The sequence below is a fragment of the Pseudomonas flavescens genome (assembly GCF_013408425.1).
Classification (GTDB): domain Bacteria; phylum Pseudomonadota; class Gammaproteobacteria; order Pseudomonadales; family Pseudomonadaceae; genus Aquipseudomonas; species Aquipseudomonas fulva_A.
In genome coordinates this window covers 4,231,176-4,249,070 of record NZ_JACBYV010000001.1, presented here as the reverse complement: position 1 = coordinate 4,249,070, position 17,895 = coordinate 4,231,176, and the positions used below count along the sequence as shown (strand labels likewise).

The 17,895-nt window shown below is 63.7% G+C and carries 15 protein-coding genes; 12 read left to right on the top strand and 3 right to left on the bottom strand.

Going from position 1 to position 17,895, the window contains the following annotated elements; translation table 11 throughout:
* The first annotated feature begins 197 nt into the window (after positions 1 to 197).
* A complete protein-coding gene (gene thiC / locus FHR27_RS19085; RefSeq protein ID WP_042553928.1) occupies positions 198 to 2,081 on the top strand; it encodes a phosphomethylpyrimidine synthase ThiC in 1,884 nt (627 codons plus the stop codon).
* Between the two features lie 46 nt (positions 2,082 to 2,127).
* Here the strand turns inward: thiC and FHR27_RS19080 are convergent, their stop codons facing one another.
* The gene (locus FHR27_RS19080) at positions 2,128 to 2,886 is read right to left on the bottom strand and encodes an RsiV family protein (protein WP_179539291.1); all 759 of its coding nucleotides are present in this window, start codon (positions 2,884 to 2,886) and stop codon (positions 2,128 to 2,130) included.
* Between the two features lie 169 nt (positions 2,887 to 3,055).
* Between FHR27_RS19080 and FHR27_RS19075 the strand changes: the two genes are divergently transcribed.
* The 9 genes from FHR27_RS19075 (at position 3,056) to FHR27_RS19035 (ending at position 12,427) form a co-directional block, all read left to right on the top strand.
* Entirely contained in the window at positions 3,056 to 3,673 is a 618-nt protein-coding gene (locus tag FHR27_RS19075) for an NUDIX domain-containing protein (RefSeq protein WP_042553930.1), read from the top strand.
* Positions 3,664 to 4,116 carry a DUF1249 domain-containing protein gene (locus FHR27_RS19070; RefSeq protein WP_042553931.1) on the top strand — a complete coding sequence of 151 codons (453 nt, stop codon included), beginning with the start codon at positions 3,664 to 3,666 and terminating at the stop codon, positions 4,114 to 4,116. The genes FHR27_RS19075 and FHR27_RS19070 overlap by 10 nt, the downstream gene beginning before the upstream one ends.
* A gap of 116 nt (positions 4,117 to 4,232) precedes the next feature.
* A complete protein-coding gene (cpdA, locus tag FHR27_RS19065) occupies positions 4,233 to 5,051 on the top strand; it encodes a 3',5'-cyclic-AMP phosphodiesterase (RefSeq protein WP_042553932.1) in 819 nt (272 codons plus the stop codon).
* A 117-nt stretch (positions 5,052 to 5,168) separates the two neighbouring features.
* Entirely contained in the window at positions 5,169 to 5,750 is a 582-nt protein-coding gene (locus FHR27_RS19060; protein ID WP_042553933.1) for a YqiA/YcfP family alpha/beta fold hydrolase, read from the top strand.
* Between the two features lie 45 nt (positions 5,751 to 5,795).
* Complete coding sequence (parE, locus tag FHR27_RS19055; protein ID WP_042553934.1) at positions 5,796 to 7,694, top strand: DNA topoisomerase IV subunit B; 1,899 nt, start codon at positions 5,796 to 5,798, stop codon at positions 7,692 to 7,694.
* Positions 7,691 to 8,680: an esterase-like activity of phytase family protein gene (locus tag FHR27_RS19050; protein WP_257027124.1), complete on the top strand. Its 990-nt coding sequence runs from the start codon at positions 7,691 to 7,693 to the stop codon at positions 8,678 to 8,680. Before parE ends, FHR27_RS19050 begins: the two co-directional genes overlap by 4 nt.
* The gene (locus FHR27_RS19045) at positions 8,677 to 9,201 is read left to right on the top strand and encodes a retropepsin-like aspartic protease family protein (RefSeq protein ID WP_042553936.1); all 525 of its coding nucleotides are present in this window, start codon (positions 8,677 to 8,679) and stop codon (positions 9,199 to 9,201) included. The genes FHR27_RS19050 and FHR27_RS19045 overlap by 4 nt, the downstream gene beginning before the upstream one ends.
* A gap of 7 nt (positions 9,202 to 9,208) precedes the next feature.
* On the top strand, positions 9,209 to 11,464 hold the full coding sequence (gene parC, locus FHR27_RS19040) for a DNA topoisomerase IV subunit A (RefSeq protein WP_179539289.1): 2,256 nt from the start codon (positions 9,209 to 9,211) through the stop codon (positions 11,462 to 11,464).
* 258 nt (positions 11,465 to 11,722) lie between these two features.
* Positions 11,723 to 12,427, top strand: a complete 705-nt coding sequence (locus FHR27_RS19035; RefSeq protein WP_042553938.1) for a PqiC family protein — start codon at positions 11,723 to 11,725, stop codon at positions 12,425 to 12,427.
* Positions 12,428 to 12,437: 10 nt separating this feature from the next.
* Here the strand turns inward: FHR27_RS19035 and FHR27_RS19030 are convergent, their stop codons facing one another.
* Positions 12,438 to 13,376, bottom strand: coding sequence for a LysR family transcriptional regulator (locus FHR27_RS19030; protein WP_042554422.1), 939 nt, complete (start codon positions 13,374 to 13,376; stop codon positions 12,438 to 12,440).
* Positions 13,377 to 13,520: 144 nt separating this feature from the next.
* On the opposite strand from FHR27_RS19030, the gene FHR27_RS19025 reads away from it, so the two are divergent.
* On the top strand, positions 13,521 to 14,909 hold the full coding sequence (locus FHR27_RS19025) for an L-serine ammonia-lyase (protein ID WP_042554423.1): 1,389 nt from the start codon (positions 13,521 to 13,523) through the stop codon (positions 14,907 to 14,909).
* A 249-nt stretch (positions 14,910 to 15,158) separates the two neighbouring features.
* The gene (gene sstT / locus FHR27_RS19020) at positions 15,159 to 16,421 is read left to right on the top strand and encodes a serine/threonine transporter SstT (RefSeq protein WP_179539288.1); all 1,263 of its coding nucleotides are present in this window, start codon (positions 15,159 to 15,161) and stop codon (positions 16,419 to 16,421) included.
* Positions 16,422 to 16,483: 62 nt separating this feature from the next.
* On the opposite strand, the gene FHR27_RS19015 is transcribed toward sstT, so the two are convergent.
* A complete protein-coding gene (locus FHR27_RS19015; RefSeq protein WP_042554425.1) occupies positions 16,484 to 17,668 on the bottom strand; it encodes an NAD(P)/FAD-dependent oxidoreductase in 1,185 nt (394 codons plus the stop codon).
* Between the last annotated feature and the right edge of the window lie 227 nt (positions 17,669 to 17,895).

Here is a 17,895-nt window from a genome sequence, read left to right as displayed (position 1 = left end):
GTGTGCGATGGCACGCGGATAGTTTTCAGCGACCTGCATGGTGGAAACCCCCGCACCGCGTTCGCGGTGCGCCCGCGCCCTGGCTGTTCGATCATGCCGGCGCTCTCACGAATCCTGCATGTTCAAACAGCCACGGCGTGGTGTTGCTTCATCACGTCCATCAGGTTCGCTCCGACATCAAGCCGAGGAGCCAACCGATGAGCGTCAAACAACAACAGAACCTCAGTGAGTCCGCCCAGGTCGACGAGCAGTCGATCCAGCCCTTTCCCCGTTCGCAGAAAATCTACGTCCAGGGCTCGCGCCCGGACATTCGCGTGCCGATGCGCGAAATCAGCCTGGACGTGACACCGACAGACTTCGGTGGCGAGATCAATGCCCCGGTCACCGTCTACGACACCTCCGGCCCCTACACCGACCCGAGCGTGACCATTGACGTGCGCAAGGGCCTTGCCGACGTGCGCAGCGCCTGGATCGAGGATCGTGGCGATACCGAACGCCTCGATGGCCTGTCCTCGGAGTTCGGCCAGCGCCGTCTGGCCGATGCCGAGCTGACCAAGATGCGTTTCGCTCATGTGCGCAACCCGCGCCGCGCCAAGCCCGGCAAGAATGTCAGCCAGATGCATTACGCGCGACAGGGCATCATCACGCCGGAGATGGAATACATCGCCATCCGCGAGAACATGAAGCTCGCCGAGCACCGCGCGGCCGGGCTGCTCAAGGAGCAGCATGCCGGCAACAGTTTCGGCGCCAGCATTCCCAAGGAAATCACCGCCGAGTTCGTTCGTGACGAAGTGGCCCGTGGCCGCGCCATCATTCCCGCGAACATCAACCACACCGAACTGGAGCCAATGATCATCGGCCGCAACTTCCTGGTGAAGATCAACGGCAATATCGGTAACTCGGCGCTGGGTTCGAGCATCGAGGAAGAAGTCGCCAAGCTGACCTGGGGCATTCGCTGGGGGTCGGATACGGTGATGGACCTGTCCACCGGCAAGCACATCCACGAAACCCGCGAATGGATCATCCGCAACTCGCCGGTGCCGATCGGTACCGTGCCGATCTACCAGGCGCTGGAGAAGGTGGGCGGCGTGGCCGAAGACCTGACCTGGGAGCTGTTCCGCGACACCCTGATCGAACAGGCCGAGCAGGGTGTCGACTACTTCACCATTCACGCCGGCGTGCTGCTGCGCTACGTGCCGCTGACCGCCAAGCGGGTTACCGGCATCGTCAGTCGCGGCGGTTCGATCATGGCCAAGTGGTGCCTGGCGCACCACAAGGAAAACTTCCTCTACACCCACTTCGAAGACATCTGCGAAATCATGAAGGCCTACGACGTCAGCTTCTCGCTGGGTGACGGCCTGCGCCCGGGCTCCATCGCCGATGCCAATGACGCCGCGCAATTCGGTGAGCTGGAGACCCTTGGCGAGCTGACCAAGATTGCCTGGAAGCACGATGTGCAGTGCATGATCGAAGGCCCGGGCCACGTGCCGATGCAACTGATCAAGGAGAACATGGACAAGCAGCTGGAGTGCTGCGACGAGGCACCGTTCTATACCCTGGGCCCACTGACCACCGATATCGCGCCAGGCTACGACCACATCACCAGCGGCATCGGTGCGGCGATGATCGGCTGGTTCGGCTGCGCGATGCTCTGCTACGTCACCCCCAAGGAGCATCTGGGGCTGCCCAACAAGGATGACGTGAAGACCGGCATCATCACCTACAAGATCGCCGCCCATGCGGCCGACCTGGCGAAGGGGCACCCGGGGGCGCAGATCCGCGACAACGCGCTGAGCAAGGCGCGTTTCGAATTCCGTTGGGAAGATCAGTTCAACCTCGGCCTGGACCCGGATACCGCGCGTGCCTTCCATGACGAAACGCTGCCGAAAGACTCGGCCAAGGTCGCCCACTTCTGCTCCATGTGCGGGCCGAAGTTCTGCTCGATGAAAATCACTCAGGAAGTGCGCGAGTACGCCAAGGTCAACGGTCTGTCCGACGACAGCAAGGCGGTCGAGGCCGGCTTCAAGGAGCAGGCCGAGCGCTTCAAGGAAGAGGGCTCGGTGATCTACCGGCAGGTGTGACGCTCAGCCGGGTGGACGGCAGGGCTGCCGCTCACCCGGCCTTCTCTCAGCGTGCCGCGGCGCCGGGCATGTAGGCCGGGCGCAGGATCCCCTGCAGCTGGCTGTAAGGGATCTTGATCTCGGGGTGGCCGTCGGAGTAGGGCGCCAGGCGGGCGACATCGTACTTGAGCATCACCGCGTCGGGGTTGAGGGCGATATTCGCCGTGCGCTCGAAGGGCCAAGTCTTGCGGAATTCCACATCGTCGCCGTGCCCTTGGGCGATCAGCCAGGCCTGGTGAGCGCGCTGGGCGACCTGCCAGAACGCGGCCTCTTCGCCAGGGACGATGAAGTCCTGCAGGCTCAGCACCTTGTTCAGCTCACGGTCATAGTTCAGGTAGGTACGACCCGGAACGCCATGGGCACCACCGATGAAGTGGTAGCTGGACAGTTCGATCACCACCAGGCGGTCATGCTGGCTGATGACCTTGTCCTGCAGATAGCTGACCCAGCCAGGTTTGCCGTTGGCGAGAAACTCACGTTCATGATCGGCCAGCGATTGCGGTCTGGCGCCGGTGGCGGTGCCCACCAGGCCAAGCAGAGTCGACTCGATCCGTGCATTGAGCTCGGGGTGGTCGGTTACCCGCTGCAGCTCGATGTTGACCAGCGGGCAGTCCTGGGCGGCGCAACCCGGTGCCTTGTGCTCCCAGCGCTCGTTGCTGGTGGCGAGGGCGGCTGGCGTGTCCGGCCCGGACAGGCTCTGGCAGGCGCCGAGCAGCAGGCCCAGGCTGAGGATGGCGCCGAGGCGGGCAATGGAGGATGTTTTCATGCAGGAAAGCCATTGGCGAAGGACGGGTGTTCGACTGCCTGACGGCAGTGGAGTTCGCGATTATTCGTCAATGCGAGCGGATCGGCCAGGGTTTCGATGCGTCGCTTGCGGGAGAGGCTTAACAGCCCCTAGGATGCATTCAATAAGCAGGCAAACGAGAGAAAAGCAGATGACCGAAACCTTTACCCCCGGCCCGGATGCGGTGGAAATCATCGAACGTGAAGAATGCTTCCGCGGTTTCTACCGTCTGGATCGCTTTCACTTGCGCCACCAGCAGTTTTCCGGCGAGATGGGGCCAGTGCTCCGCCGTGAACTGTTCATCCGCCACGATGCCGTGTGCGTGCTGCCCTACGATGCGGTGACCGACAGCGTAGTGCTGGTCGAGCAGTTCCGGGTCGGTGCCATGCACAAGGCCGCCAACCCCTGGCTGGTCGAACTGGTAGCCGGGCTGATCGACAAGAACGAGGAGCCCGACGAAGTCGCGCTGCGTGAAGCCGAGGAAGAGGCCGGGCTGACGCTGACCTCGCTGTGGCCGATAACGCGCTATTTCCCGTCGCCGGGCGGCTCCGACGAATTCGTGCACCTGTTCCTCGGTCGCTGCGACAGCGCCGGTGTGGGCGGCATACACGGCCTCGAGGAAGAGGGCGAGGACATTCGCGTGCAGGTCTGGCCTTTCGAGGATGCCTTGCAGGCGGTCAAGGATGGGCAGATCAACAACGCGGCGAGCATCATCGCCTTGCAATGGCTGGCGCTCAATCGCGCCGAGGTAAGGGGCCTATGGGGGTAAATCTGCTGCGTGAGCGCTACCGGGTCGATCTGATCGAACTGCAGGCTGCTTGCGAGGCCAATTACGCGCGGCTCATGCGTTTGCTGCCCGGCATGCGCGAAGCTCACGCTGCCCGCCGTGTGGCGCTCAGCCAGGGTGAACGGCAGCTTGGCGTGCTGGCGCTGGAAGTGGTGGAGTGCTGCCCGTACACCTCCACCGTCCAGGTACGTCAGGAGCACAGCCTGCCGTGGCTGCCCGTGCCGCAGTTGGAGGTGCGTGTCTATCACGATGCGCGCATGGCAGAGGTCACCGGTGCCCAGAGTGCACGGCGCTTTCGCGGCATCTATCCTTATCCCAATGCCGCCATGCACCAGCCGGACGAGAAAACCCAGCTCAACGTGTTCCTCGGCGAATGGCTGAGTCACTGCCTGGCATGTGGGCACGAAACCGAACCTTTGCTGTGAGATGGCGTCTTGCTATCAAACTGCTTCGGGTTTCTGTGAACTAGTCCCTATTAGTGGGTTTACCGGGCCCACGCCGCGCTTCCATAATTTGCACTTGCCCTCTATGGAGAAGCACCTTGTCGAGTGCGTCCGTGTCCACCCCCGCCGATTCTTCGGTACTGCTCGTGCAGCTTACCGATAGTCACCTGTTTGCCGCCGCGGACGGCAAGCTGCTGGGCATGGATACCGCCGACAGCCTGCGCCTGGTGGTCGATCTGGTGCTTCAGGAACAGTCGAACATCGACATGATCCTGGCGACTGGCGATCTGTCTCAGGACGGCAGCCCTGCCTCTTATGCGCGCTTTGTCGAGCTGAGCGCCGCGCTGAATGCCCCGGCTCGCTGGATCCCCGGCAACCACGACGAGATCCCGGCCATGAAGGCGGCCTGCGTGGGCACCGACCTGCTCGAGCCTGTCGTGGATATCGGCAACTGGCGGTTGGTCATGCTCGACTCCTCGATCCCCGGTGCTGTGCCCGGTTACCTGCAGGATCCGCAACTGGCGCTGCTCGAACGGGCGCTGAGCGAGGCCCCCGATCGCCACCATCTGATCTGCCTGCATCACCATCCGGTGGACATCGGCTGCCAATGGATGGCGCCGATAGGCTTGCGCAATCCCGAGGCGCTGTTCGCTGTGCTGGACCGTTTTCCGCAAACGCGGGCGGTCCTCTGGGGGCACGTCCATCAAACCATCGACGAGATGCGTGGCAAGGTACGCCTGCTTGCCTCGCCATCGACCTGCGTACAGTTCACACCCGGCAGCGAAGAGTTTCAGGTCGACAGCACGGCGCCCGGCTACCGCTGGCTGCGCCTGTACGATGACGGTCGTCTGGAAACCGAGGTGTCGCGGGTCAGCGGGATGGTTTTCGAGCCCGACTACAGTGTCGGCGGTTACTGAGCGATCCGCCTACGCTCCAGCGCAAGCCGCGTTGCCGCATGAAATCCGCTATGGCTGGGGGCGATCCGCCAGCCGCAGGGCTTGCCGCTGATGGGGCGGCGCTAGTAGCCTCCCGTTATGACTACCAGCATTCTTTATATCCATGGGCTCAACAGCTCGCCGGCTTCCACCAAGGCCAGCCAGTTGATCGCTGCCATGACCGCCATGGGGCTGCAGGCGCAACTGCGCGTTCCGGCCCTGCATCATCATCCACGCCAGGCCATCGCCGAGCTCGAGGCGCTGATTGCCGAGCTCGGTCGCCCCGTGCTGGTCGGCAGCTCTTTGGGCGGCTACTATGCGACCCACCTGGCCGAACGGCATGGCCTCAAGGCGCTGTTGATCAACCCTGCGGTGTGCCCGCACCGGCTGTTCGACGGCTACCTCGGCCCGCAACGTAACCATTACAGTGGCGAAACGTGGGATCTGACTGCCGATCACGTGACGGCACTGGCGGAGCTCGAAACGCCCCCGCCCACTGATCCGGCCCGTTATCAGGTATGGCTGCAGACTGCCGATGAAACCCTCGATTACCGGCACGCCCAGGCGTATTACCGGCATTGCGCCCTGCGCATCGAGGCTGGCGGCGACCATGGTTTTCAGGGCTTCGCCGAGCGCCTGCCCATGCTGTTTGCCTTCGCCGGCATCGCGCCCGTGTCCTGACCGGTCGCGCCCGAACCCCGATTAATCAGAGCATTTCAGAGACCTATGGCCCAGCAAAACGCCTACAACGCAGATGCCATCGAAGTCCTTTCCGGCCTTGATCCGGTACGCAAGCGGCCGGGGATGTACACCGACACCAGCCGCCCCAACCACCTGGCCCAGGAAGTCATCGACAACAGCGTCGACGAAGCCCTCGCGGGGCACGCCAAATCCATCCAGGTGATCCTCCACGAGGACAATTCCCTGGAGGTCAGTGACGACGGCCGCGGCATGCCGGTGGACATCCATCCGGAAGAGGGCGTGCCTGGGGTCGAGCTGATCCTCACCAAGCTGCACGCTGGTGGCAAGTTCTCCAACAAGAACTACCAGTTCTCCGGCGGTCTGCATGGCGTGGGTATCTCGGTGGTCAACGCCCTGTCGACCCGGGTCGAAGTACGGGTCAAGCGCGACGGCAACGAGTACTCCATGGCGTTCGCCGATGGTTTCAAGGCCAGCGATCTGGAAGTGATCGGTACGGTCGGCAAGCGCAACACCGGCACCAGTGTGCATTTCTGGCCGGATGGCAAGTATTTCGATTCCCACAAGTTCTCGGTCAGCCGCCTCAAACACGTGCTCAAGGCCAAGGCCGTGCTGTGCCCCGGCCTGGCGGTGAGCTTCCATGACAAGGCCAGCGGCGAGCTGGTCGAGTGGCTCTACGAAGACGGCCTGCGCTCCTACCTGGTCGATGCGGTCAGCGAATACGAACGCCTGCCCAACGAACCCTTCTGCGGCAGCCTGGCCGGCAACAAGGAGGCCGTGGACTGGGCGCTGCTGTGGCTGCCGGAAGGCGGCGATTCGGTGCAGGAAAGCTACGTCAACCTGATTCCCACTGCCCAGGGCGGTACCCACGTCAACGGACTGCGCCAGGGCCTGCTGGACGCCATGCGTGAATTCTGCGAGTTCCGCAACCTGCTGCCCCGTGGAGTCAAGCTGGCCCCGGAAGACGTCTGGGAGCGGATCGCGTTCGTCCTGTCGATGAAGATGCAGGACGCCCAGTTCTCCGGGCAGACCAAGGAGCGCCTGTCTTCCCGTGAGGCGGCCGCATTCGTCTCCGGCGTGGTCAAGGATGCTTTCAGCCTGTGGCTCAACGCCCATCCGGAGTTCGGCCAGCAGTTGGCCGAACTGGCCATCAGCAATGCCAGCCGCCGCCTCAAGGCGGGCAAGAAAGTCGAACGCAAGAAGATCACCCAAGGCCCGGCGCTGCCCGGCAAGCTGGCCGATTGCGCTGGCCAGAATCCGATGCGCTGCGAGCTGTTCCTGGTCGAGGGTGACTCCGCCGGTGGCTCCGCCAAACAGGCGCGGGACAAGGAGTTCCAGGCGATCCTGCCGCTGCGCGGGAAGATCCTCAATACCTGGGAAGTGGACGGCGGTGAAGTGCTGGCCAGCCAGGAAGTGCACAACATCGCCGTGGCCGTCGGCCTCGACCCCGGCTCCAGCGATCTGAGCCAGTTGCGTTACGGCAAGATCTGCATCCTCGCCGACGCCGACTCCGACGGCCTGCACATCGCCACGCTGCTCTGTGCGCTGTTCGTGCAGCATTTCCGCCCGTTGGTGGACGCCGGGCACGTGTACGTGGCCATGCCGCCGCTGTATCGCATCGACCTGGGCAAGGAAATCTACTACGCCCTGGATGAGCCTGAGCGTGACGGCATCCTCGACCGCCTGGTGGCCGAGAAGAAACGCGGCAAGCCGCAGGTGACCCGCTTCAAGGGTCTTGGCGAAATGAACCCGCCGCAACTGCGCGAAACCACCATGGACCCCAACACCCGGCGCCTGGTGCAACTCACCCTCGACGACTACGACGGGACTCGCGAGGTCATGGACATGCTGCTGGCGAAAAAGCGTGCTGGCGACCGCAAATCCTGGCTGGAGTCCAAGGGCAACCTGGCGGAGGTGCTGCTCTGATGCGGCGACTGCTCGGCGTCGTGCTGTTTTCGGCTCTGACGCCGGTGCTGGCGGATACCCCGCCACTCGAGGAACTCAAGCTGCTCAGCGAGCACCCGGTCGCCGGCATGGAGTCGGGCAATCTGTCCGGCCTTGCCTGGTGCGGCGATGCGTTGTGGGCCGTGTCCGATCGTGACGATGATCGCCTCTATCGTCTCGACTCGTCCGCGCGGATCTGGCAGGCCGAGGCCGAGCGTTTCGTGGCGCCGCCGGCACCCGTGATGCCGCTGCCCTGGGGCCTGCGCATGCGCGCCTGGGTGTCCGGCCTGGTGCGCGGTGGTCATCTGGATTTCGAAGGTATCGCCTGCGACGCCAAGGGCAATCGCTACCTGGTCAGCGAAAGTCATGCCGCAGTACTGCAGGTGCCGCCCGCCGCCGATGCGCAGTGGCTGGCATTGCCCGAGGGCATGGTGCGCCAGGCACGGGCCAGCGGCATGCTGCTGCACTTCAACTCGCAGTTCGAGGGCATCGCCGTCGATCCGGCTGGTGAGCGCCTGTGGCTGGCCGCCGAGAAAGAGCGGCGTGGCCTGGTGGTGGTGCATCACCGTCGTGCCACCTGGCGCTGCGAAGGGGGATGCGTGCTGCTCAGCGAGGGCGGCCAGGAGGCTTCGCCCGACGCCCTGGGCGGCGCACCGGCTCCCGTCGACTTCTCCGGCCTGGCCTTTCACGAGGAAAAACTCTTTACCCTGGAGCGACAGGCCCACCGTATCTGCCGCCGCACACCGGCGAGCGGTGACGCCGAGCGCTGCTGGTCGTTCGCCGCGGATGCGCTGACCGACGAACGTCGCTATCCGGTCAGCTACGGCGTTGCCGAGGCGCTGTCGGTGGATGCGGAAGGTGCCTGGATCGGTCTCGACAACGGTGGCCACGCCCGTGCGGACGGCGAGAGTCGGCCGGTGGTCTGGCGTTTCGCGGCGCCTGCCGGTGGCTGGGGTGCGACGCGGTGAGCGAGCAGACCGCCGGCCGTCGTGCCGGCCGGGTGATGCTGGTCCTGGCTTGGGGGGCGGGGCTGCTGCTGGCCACGCATTTCTTCGGCAAATGGGAAGAGGACAAGCGCCATCCCAACCGTCAGCCGCAGTCGGTGCATGGTAGCGACTATGTCGAGGTGCGCCTGGCCAGCAGTCCCGGTGGGCATTATCTGGTCGATGGGCAGATCAACGGTGACTCGGTGACCTTTCTGCTCGACACCGGCGCCACCCAGGTCGCGATCCCCAGCCAGGTTGCCCGCAGCCTGGGCCTGCAGTCGGGGGCACCTGTGCAGATCAGCACCGCCAATGGCCGCGCCACGGCGCATCGCACGCGTCTGGAGCGCTTGCAGCTTGGCGATATCGTGCTGCATGACGTATCCGCGCTCATCGCGCCAGGCATGGATGGCGACGAAATCCTGCTGGGCATGAGCGCCTTGAAACAACTTGAATTCAGTCAGCGCGACGGCACCTTGATGCTGCGCCAATCAACCTTGCAATGAGGCACGCATGAGCGAAACCCTCGATCTGAGCCTGGACGGTGTCGAACGCCGCTCCCTTGCCGACTTTACCGAGCAGGCTTATCTCAATTACTCGATGTACGTGATCATGGATCGCGCGCTGCCGCACATCGGCGACGGCCTCAAGCCCGTGCAGCGGCGCATCGTCTATGCCATGAGCGAACTGGGTCTGGATGCCGACTCCAAGCACAAGAAGTCGGCGCGTACCGTCGGTGACGTGCTCGGCAAGTTCCACCCGCACGGCGACTCGGCCTGCTACGAAGCCATGGTGCTGATGGCGCAGCCGTTCAGCTACCGCTACACCCTGGTCGATGGTCAGGGTAACTGGGGGGCGCCGGACGATCCCAAGTCCTTCGCCGCCATGCGTTACACCGAGGCACGCCTGTCGCGCTATTCCGAGGTGCTGCTGAGCGAGCTCGGCCAGGGCACGGTGGACTGGGTGCCGAACTTCGATGGCACCCTGAACGAGCCGGCGACGCTGCCGGCACGCCTGCCCAACCTGCTGCTCAATGGCACCACCGGCATCGCCGTGGGCATGGCCACCGATGTACCGCCGCATAACCTGCGTGAGGTCGCGGCCGCCTGCGTGCGTCTGCTCGACGAGCCCAAGGCCACGGTGGAGCAACTTTGCGAGCATGTGCTCGGCCCGGATTATCCGACCGAGGCGGAGGTCATCACCCCGCGTGCCGACCTGCTGAAGATCTACCAGACCGGCCGTGGCTCGATACGTATGCGCGCCGTGTACAGCGTCGAGGATGGTGACATCGTGGTCACCTCGCTGCCCCATCAGGTGTCTGGCGCCAAGGTGCTGGAACAGATCGCCGCGATGATGCAGGCCAAGCCCTCGAAGGCACCGCAGATCGCCGATTTGCGCGATGAGTCCGATCATGAGAACCCCTGCCGTATCGTGATCATCCCGACCAACAGCCGCGTCGATCACGAAGCGCTGATGCAGCACCTGTTCGCCAGCACCGACCTGGAGTCCAGCTACCGAGTCAACACCAACGTCATCGGTCTCGACGGCAAGCCGCAGGTCAAGGATCTGCGCACCCTGCTGGTCGAATGGCTGCAGTATCGCGTGGGCACCGTGCGCCGCCGCCTGCAGTTCCGCCTGGACAAGGTCGAGCATCGCATGCATTTGCTGGAAGGCCGTTTGATCGCCTTCCTCAACCTCGACGAAGTGATCCACATCATTCGTACCGAGGATCAGCCCAAGCCGGTGCTGATGGAGCGCTTCGGCCTCACCGAGATACAGGCCGAGTACATCCTCGAAACCCGCCTGCGCCAACTTGCCCGCCTCGAAGAAATGCAGATCCGCGGCGAGCAGGACGCGCTGAGTAAGGAACGCGACAAGCTGCTTGCCCTGCTGGGCAGCGAGACCAAGCTGAAGAAGCTGGTGCGCAAGGAAATCATCGAAGACGCCGAGAAGTACGGTGATGATCGCCGTTCGCCGATCGTCGAGCGTGCCGAGGCCAAGGCGCTGTCCGAGCACGATCTGCTGCCGAACGAAAAGATCACCGTGGTGCTCTCGGAAAAAGGCTGGGTGCGCTCGGCCAAGGGGCACGAAATCGATGCCACCGGCCTGTCCTACAAGGCTGGCGATGGCTTCAAGACCGCAGCACCGGGACGCTCCAACCAGTACGCCGTGTTCATCGACTCCACGGGACGTAGCTATTCGCTTGCCGCCCACACTCTGCCATCGGCCCGTGGCCAGGGCGAGCCGTTGACCGGTCGTCTGACGCCGCCGCCAGGGGCCAGCTTCGAATGCGTGCTGATGCCCGATGACGAGGCGCTGTACGTGATCGCGTCGGACGCCGGCTATGGTTTCGTGGTCAAGGGCGAAGATTTGCAGGCCAAGAACAAGGCCGGCAAGGCCCTGCTCAGCCTGCCCAATGGCGCGCGGGTAGTGGCGCCAAGGCCGCTGGCCAATCGCGAGGAGGACTGGTTGGCGGCCGTCACCACCGAAGGTCGTCTGCTGCTGTTCAAGGTCGCCGACCTGCCGCAACTGGGCAAGGGCAAAGGCAACAAGATCATTGGCATTCCGGGTGAGCGTGTCGCCAGCCGTGAGGAATACCTCACCGACCTGGCCGTGCTGGCCCCGGGCGCGACGCTTGTATTGCAGGCTGGCAAGCGTACCCTGTCTCTCAAGGCCGACGATCTCGAGCACTACAAGGGTGAGCGTGGCCGACGTGGCAACAAATTGCCGCGTGGATTCCAGCGCGTCGACGCCTTGCTGGTCGAGTAGCGAACTGCTGGCAAATGGCCTGCTACTGGAGTTGCAGGCCGGTTTGACGGATGATACAGCCCCTTATGGGCCTGCCTGACGGTGGGCCCTATGCCATCTTTTCGGGTCAAGGCGTTCGGTGGCAGGCGCATTGCATATGGACAGGGATTATTCGACACCTCGCCGGGGTTTGCCGGCGCGGTGATTTACCTATTTTTTGTTTTTGACCCTTTACCTGTAGCCATGGTCGCTGGCGATACTGCCAGCTGGAATACATCGATGATTTTCAAGCGGCTTCCTCTCACGCTACTCCTCGCTGGTCTGCTGACGCTGACTGGCTGTTCGCATTTCATGCCTGTCTCGCTCTATCAGCTCGACGGTGGCCCAAGCGCCGCCAAGACCGCTGACAAGGACGGGATGAGCGTATTGCTGGGCCCCATTACCGTCGCCGATTATCTGCAGCGTGAAGCGCTGCTGCAGCGTCAGGACGATGGCAGCTTGAGCACCGCAGGCGGTGCCCGTTGGGCCGGCAGCCTGGCCACCGACCTGGATCGCCAGGTGCTGCGCCAGCTGTCGAGCCGGATCAACAGTCAGCGCCTGGTGCTCGCTTCGGATAACCCGGGCTTCAAGGCCCAGGTGCAGGTACTGCTGTCCGTAACCCGCCTGGACTCCGGTCCCCGTCAGCCTGCGGTGCTCGAAGCGCAATGGCGGCTGGTCGGTCGGGAAGGGCAATTGCTCGATACCCGGCTGGTGCACCTGGAAGAGAAGCACAAGGGGGCGGTCGCCGATCAGGTGCGTGCCCAGAGCGCGGTGGTGCAGCAACTGGTCGAGCAATTGGCGAGCGCGGTGAAGAACCACGGCAATACGCCGATCGCCGCCGAGGAGCCACGCAAGAAGGCACCGACCCCGGCAGCGCGTCAGGAGCCACCGAAGATGCCGGTGGCCGAGCCGATCCGCATCGATGCGGAAGTCTTCCGCTTCTGATCCTGGCGGGTCAGGCCTTGCCTGACTCGTTCAGCTCGATCCGCTGATACCCTTCCAGCATTCCTGCCGTGCGTATCGCCTCGTCGAGGAATACGGTCACGGCGGGATGCTTGCGCTCGCCCTTGCGGTAGGCGAGGAATATCTTGCGCTGGATGGCCGGTGCGAGTCTTACGGCCGTGACGTTTTCCAGTGGGCGCACCAGGCGCAGGCCCGAAACCACCGAGATCGAATTGCCGGATGCGACCATCGCCGCGACCATTTCGAACCCGGCGCAGTGCGCGTTGATACGCGGCGCGAAGCCGGAGCGGCGGCACAGGTTGCCGATGAATTCACCAAAGGAGCTATTGGTCGAGTCCAGCGCCCATGCCTCGTCCTGCAGGTCGGCGATGGTCAGGGTGCTGCGCGATGCCAGCGCATGGCTCGCTGGCAGCAGCACGTGCAGGCGATCTTCGGTCAGTGGAATCAGCTCGTAGTGTTCCTGGCGCGATTTTGCCGCGCCGGCCAGGTCGTCGATCACGGCGACATCGATCTGCCAGGCACTCAGGGCGCTGAGGCTCTCCTGCGGCTCCAGATCCGCCACCACCACGTCCAGGCGCGGATAGGCCTGGCGCAGATTGCGTACGATGGGCGCGACCAGCGCTACCGCGATCGAAGGGAAGGCTGCCACGCGCAGCTCTCCGGCTATTTCGCTGCGCATCTGCGCCAGCTCCGAGCGGGCCTCGTCGAGAATCACCAGAATCCGCTCGACGTGCGCCACCAGTCGACTACCTGCGGGCGTCAGCACCACGCCGCGGCCACGCCGCTCGATCAATGCCACGTCGGTCTCGCGTTCCAGCTGAGTGATCTGCTGGGAAACCGCTGAGGGCGTCAGGTGCAGAAACTCGGCGGTGGCTGCCATGGTGCCGCAGCGGGCGAGCTCGCGAAGGGTGCGTAAGCGGATGAGGTCCATGGGCGGAATTCTATAGGTAAGATTTTCTAATCAATGGGGTAAGAATAAATCAGTATACATAACGAAAGTGGGGTCTTAGATTTTTCTCACCGACGGGTGCATGACCGGGCGCCTGTCTTCACCTCATAAAAGAAAAATACCGCCATGGCCGTTAGCGTATTCGATCTGTTCAAGGTGGGCATCGGCCCATCGAGCTCGCACACCGTCGGGCCGATGCGTGCCGCGGCGCTGTTCACCCACGCCCTGGAAAATCAGGGGCATATGCCCAATGTCGTGCGGGTGGTGGCCGAACTGTATGGCTCGCTGGGTGCTACCGGCAAAGGCCACGGCAGCGACAAGGCGGTATTGCTCGGCCTGAGTGGGTATGAGCCAGACACTGTCGATGTCGAGCAGGTTGCAGGCTATATCGAGGCCATTCGCAGCGAGAAGCGTATCGTTTTGCCTGGTGGTCATTCGGTCGCATTCAACGAAAAGACCGACCTGAAGATGATTCGCAAGGCGCTGCCGCTGCATGCCAACGGCTTGCGCTTCGCGGCGTTCGACGCGGCGGGGCTGCAGGTGCACGAGGCCACCTATTACTCGGTGGGCGGTGGTTTCGTGGTCAGCGAGGCGATCCTCGCCGACGGCTCCAAGCACAAGGTCATCGCCCCGGATGCCACCGCATTGCCATTGCCGTTTCGCAGCGGCGCCGATCTGCTGCGCCTGACCCGCGAGTACGGGATCGGCATTGCCGAGGTGATGCGCCGCAATGAGCGCCACTGGCGTACCGATGAGGAGATCGACAGCGGTCTGCTGGCGATCTGGCGCGTGATGCAAGCCTGTGTCGAGCGCGGCTGTCGCACCGAAGGCATCCTGCCTGGCGGTTTCAAGGTGCGCCGCCGCGCCGCCATCCTGGCCCGCAAGCTGGGTGGCTTTCAGCGCAGCTACACGGAAGATCCGCTGCGCATGCTCGACTGGGTCAACCTCTGGGCCCTGGCGGTGAACGAGGAGAATGCCGCCGGTGGCCGCGTCGTCACCGCACCCACCAATGGCGCGGCAGGCATCATCCCCGCGGTGCTGCATTACTACGCCAACGCCATTTCCGGTGCCAGTGAGCGCGGCATCATCGATTTTCTGCTGACCGCCGGTGCGATCGGCATCCTGTACAAGGAAAACGCCTCGATCAGCGGCGCCGAAGTGGGCTGTCAGGGGGAGGTCGGCGTGGCCTGCTCGATGGCTTCCGGCGCGTTGTGTGCGGTACTCGGGGGCACGCCTGAGCAGGTCGAGAACGCCGCCGAGATCGGCATGGAGCACCATCTGGGCCTGACCTGCGACCCGGTCGGCGGCCTGGTGCAGATTCCCTGCATCGAGCGCAACGCCATTGCCTCGGTGAAGGCCATCAATGCCGCGCGTATGGCGCTGTACGGCGATGGTTCGCACCATGTGAGCCTGGACAAGGTGATCAAGACCATGCGCGAAACCGGCGCCGACATGCTGACCAAGTACAAGGAAACCGCACGCGGCGGCCTGGCCGTGAACATTATCGAGTGCTGAGCCGCTCACCTGCCGAACCTGCGTGATGCGCAGCCTGGAGGGCTGCCATCAGGCTCCGGTCGTCGACAACAATAACAAGTGAGACCTCCCTGCGTGTCCCCGCAAAGCATCTAGATGGCGCTGATCCCGTCCCCCTCCCTTATAATCGCGTGATGTCTTGGGGTGACCTGCCCGGTTGGCGTGGCTCGTGCCCCTGCTGACCTGTCCCCTAATGCCATCAAGCCTAGAATTCTGGACAGCGTCTATTACATGAATACTCTAAAACGCATCGCCTCCGCCTATTCCAATACCAGCCTGGTGCTACGCATCTTCATCGGTCTGGTGCTGGGCATTCTGCTCGCTTATTTCTCGCCAGATGCCGCCCTCAAGGTCGGCCTGCTGGGTGAACTGTTCATCCTCGCCCTCAAGGCGGTCGCGCCGGTACTGGTGCTGGTGCTGGTGATTTCCTCCCTGGCGGCCCATCAGAGTGGCCAGCCCACCCATATTCGTCCGGTGCTGATGATGTACCTGATCAGTACCTTCAGCGCAGCGGCCCTGGCGGTATGCGCCAGCTTCCTGTTTCCCACCATGCTGTCGCTGGACATCAGCTCGGCCGAGGGCAATCCGCCCGGCAGCATCATCGATGTCTTGCACAACCTGCTGACCAGCATCTTCGTCGGCCCGGTGCAGGCGCTGAACACCTCCAACTACATCGCCATCCTGGCCTGGGCCGTGGCGCTGGGCATCTTCCTGCGGCATGCCGCGCCGAGCACGCGCACCATGCTGCATGACGTTTCCAACGCCTTCACCCAGGTGGTGCGGTTCGTCATCAATCAGGCGCCGATCGGTATCTTCGGCCTGGTCGCCAGCACGCTGGCCGACTCCGGCTTCGAAGCGCTGTACGGCTATGCCCGCCTGCTGATGGTGATGGTTGGCTGCATGCTGATCGTGACCCTGCTGATCAACCCGCTGCTCGCCTACCTCAAGATGCGCCGCAACCCCTATCCGCTGCTGTTCACGGTGCTGCGCGAGAGCGCGGTGACGGCCTTCTTCACCCGTAGCTCGGCGGCCAACATTCCGGTCAACCTGCGTCTGTGCGAGAAACTCAAGCTGGACAAGGACACCTACTCGATCACCATTCCGCTGGGGGCCACCATCAACATGGCGGGTGCGGCGATCACCATTTCCGTGATGGCCCTGGCGACCACCCACACCCTGGGCATCAATGTCGACCTGCCGACGGCGCTGCTGCTCTGCGTGGTGTCGTCCCTGGCAGCGGCGGGCGTTTCCGGGGTGGCTGGCGGCTCGCTGCTGCTGATTCCGATGGCGACCAGCCTGTTCGGCATCGACACCGAAATCGCCATGCAGGTGGTTGCCATCGGCTTCGTCATCGGCGTGGTGCAGGACTCCTTCGAGACGGCTCTGAACTCGCACACCGATGTGGTCTTCACCGCGGCGGTGTCCTATGCGGGTGAAGCGCGTGGCGCTGCTGAGCAGGCCACGCGGATCGACGCCCAAGCCTCTCGCAGCTGATCTTGCGGGCAATGAAAAACGCGCCTCATGGCGCGTTTTTTTGCGAAAGGCGCGCTCAGCGACTACACGAACTGCGCCGCTGCATAACCCGAAGCCCAGGCCCACTGGAAGTTGAAGCCGCCCAGGTGGCCGGTGACATCCAGTACCTCACCGACGAAATACAGCCCGGGTGACTTCAGCGACTCCATGGTCTTGGACGACACTTCCTTGGTATCGATGCCGCCAAGCGTGACCTCGGCCGTGCGGTAGCCCTCGGTGCCCGCCGGCACCAGCTGCCAGTCCGCCAGGCGCTCGGCGATGGCCTTGAGCTCGGCCGGGTTGTACTGCTTCATCGGTTTGGACGCGAACCAGTGTTCGGCCAGCAGGCCAGCCATTTTCTTGGTGAAGAGTTCGCCCAGCAGGGTTTTCAGCTCGCTGTTGGGACGCTCGCGCTGTTGTGCCTGCAACCACTCCGGCAGGTCGATATGCGGCAGCAGATCGATGCTGACTGCATCGCCAGGCTGCCAGTACGACGAAATCTGCAGGATCGCCGGGCCGCTGAGGCCGCGGTGGGTGAAGAGAATGTTTTCCACGAAGCTCTGGCCGTTGCAACTGACCCGGCAATCTTCCACCGAAGTACCCGACAGTTCACTGCACAGGATTTTCAGCTGTGGATCCGTCAGCGTGAACGGCACCAGGCCAGCGCGCGTTGGCAGCAGGGTGTGGCCGAACTGGCGAGCGATCTGGTAGCCGAAGCCGGTGGCGCCGAGGGTCGGAATCGACAGCCCACCGGTGGCGATTACCAGCGACTCGCAGCTGACGGGGCCGAGGCTGGAGCTCAGGCGATAGCCATTTTCGCCGCGCTCGATGGCGTTCACCGAGGTATCCAGGCGCAGGTCGACGCCAGCCTGTTCGCATTCGTCCAGCAGCATGCCGAGGATGTCGCTGGACTTGTGGTCGCAGAACAGTTGGCCGAGTTTCTTCTCGTGGTAGGGCACGCCGTGCTTGGCCACCAGGGCGATGAAATCCCACTGGGTGAAGCGCGCCAGCGCGGATTTGCAGAAATGCGGGTTGTGCGACAGAAAGTTGCCCGGCTCGCAGTACAGGTTGGTGAAGTTGCAGCGCCCGCCGCCGGACATGAGGATCTTCTTGCCTGCCTTGTTGGCGTGGTCGAGCAACAGCACGCTGCGGCCACGCGCGGCGGCGCTCATGGCGCACATCAATCCGGCCGCACCGGCACCGATGATGACAACCTGGGGTGAAAGCACGGCAATGTCCTCGCATACGCTAGGCGTCAGGCATCGCTGCGGGCTGACGCGAAACGGCGCAGTTTACCTGAAGGCCGGGTTCCGCTGTCGCCCACGCAGGGTGATCGCATCAGGTTTGTCCGGCGCGGCGCGGGAGGGCCACAAGCGCGTGTTTGCGGATGGACGCGGGTAGCCCGCCGGGTGCCATTCGGACTTTTTTGCGAACCGCGCATTGCCAGGGCTGGTCT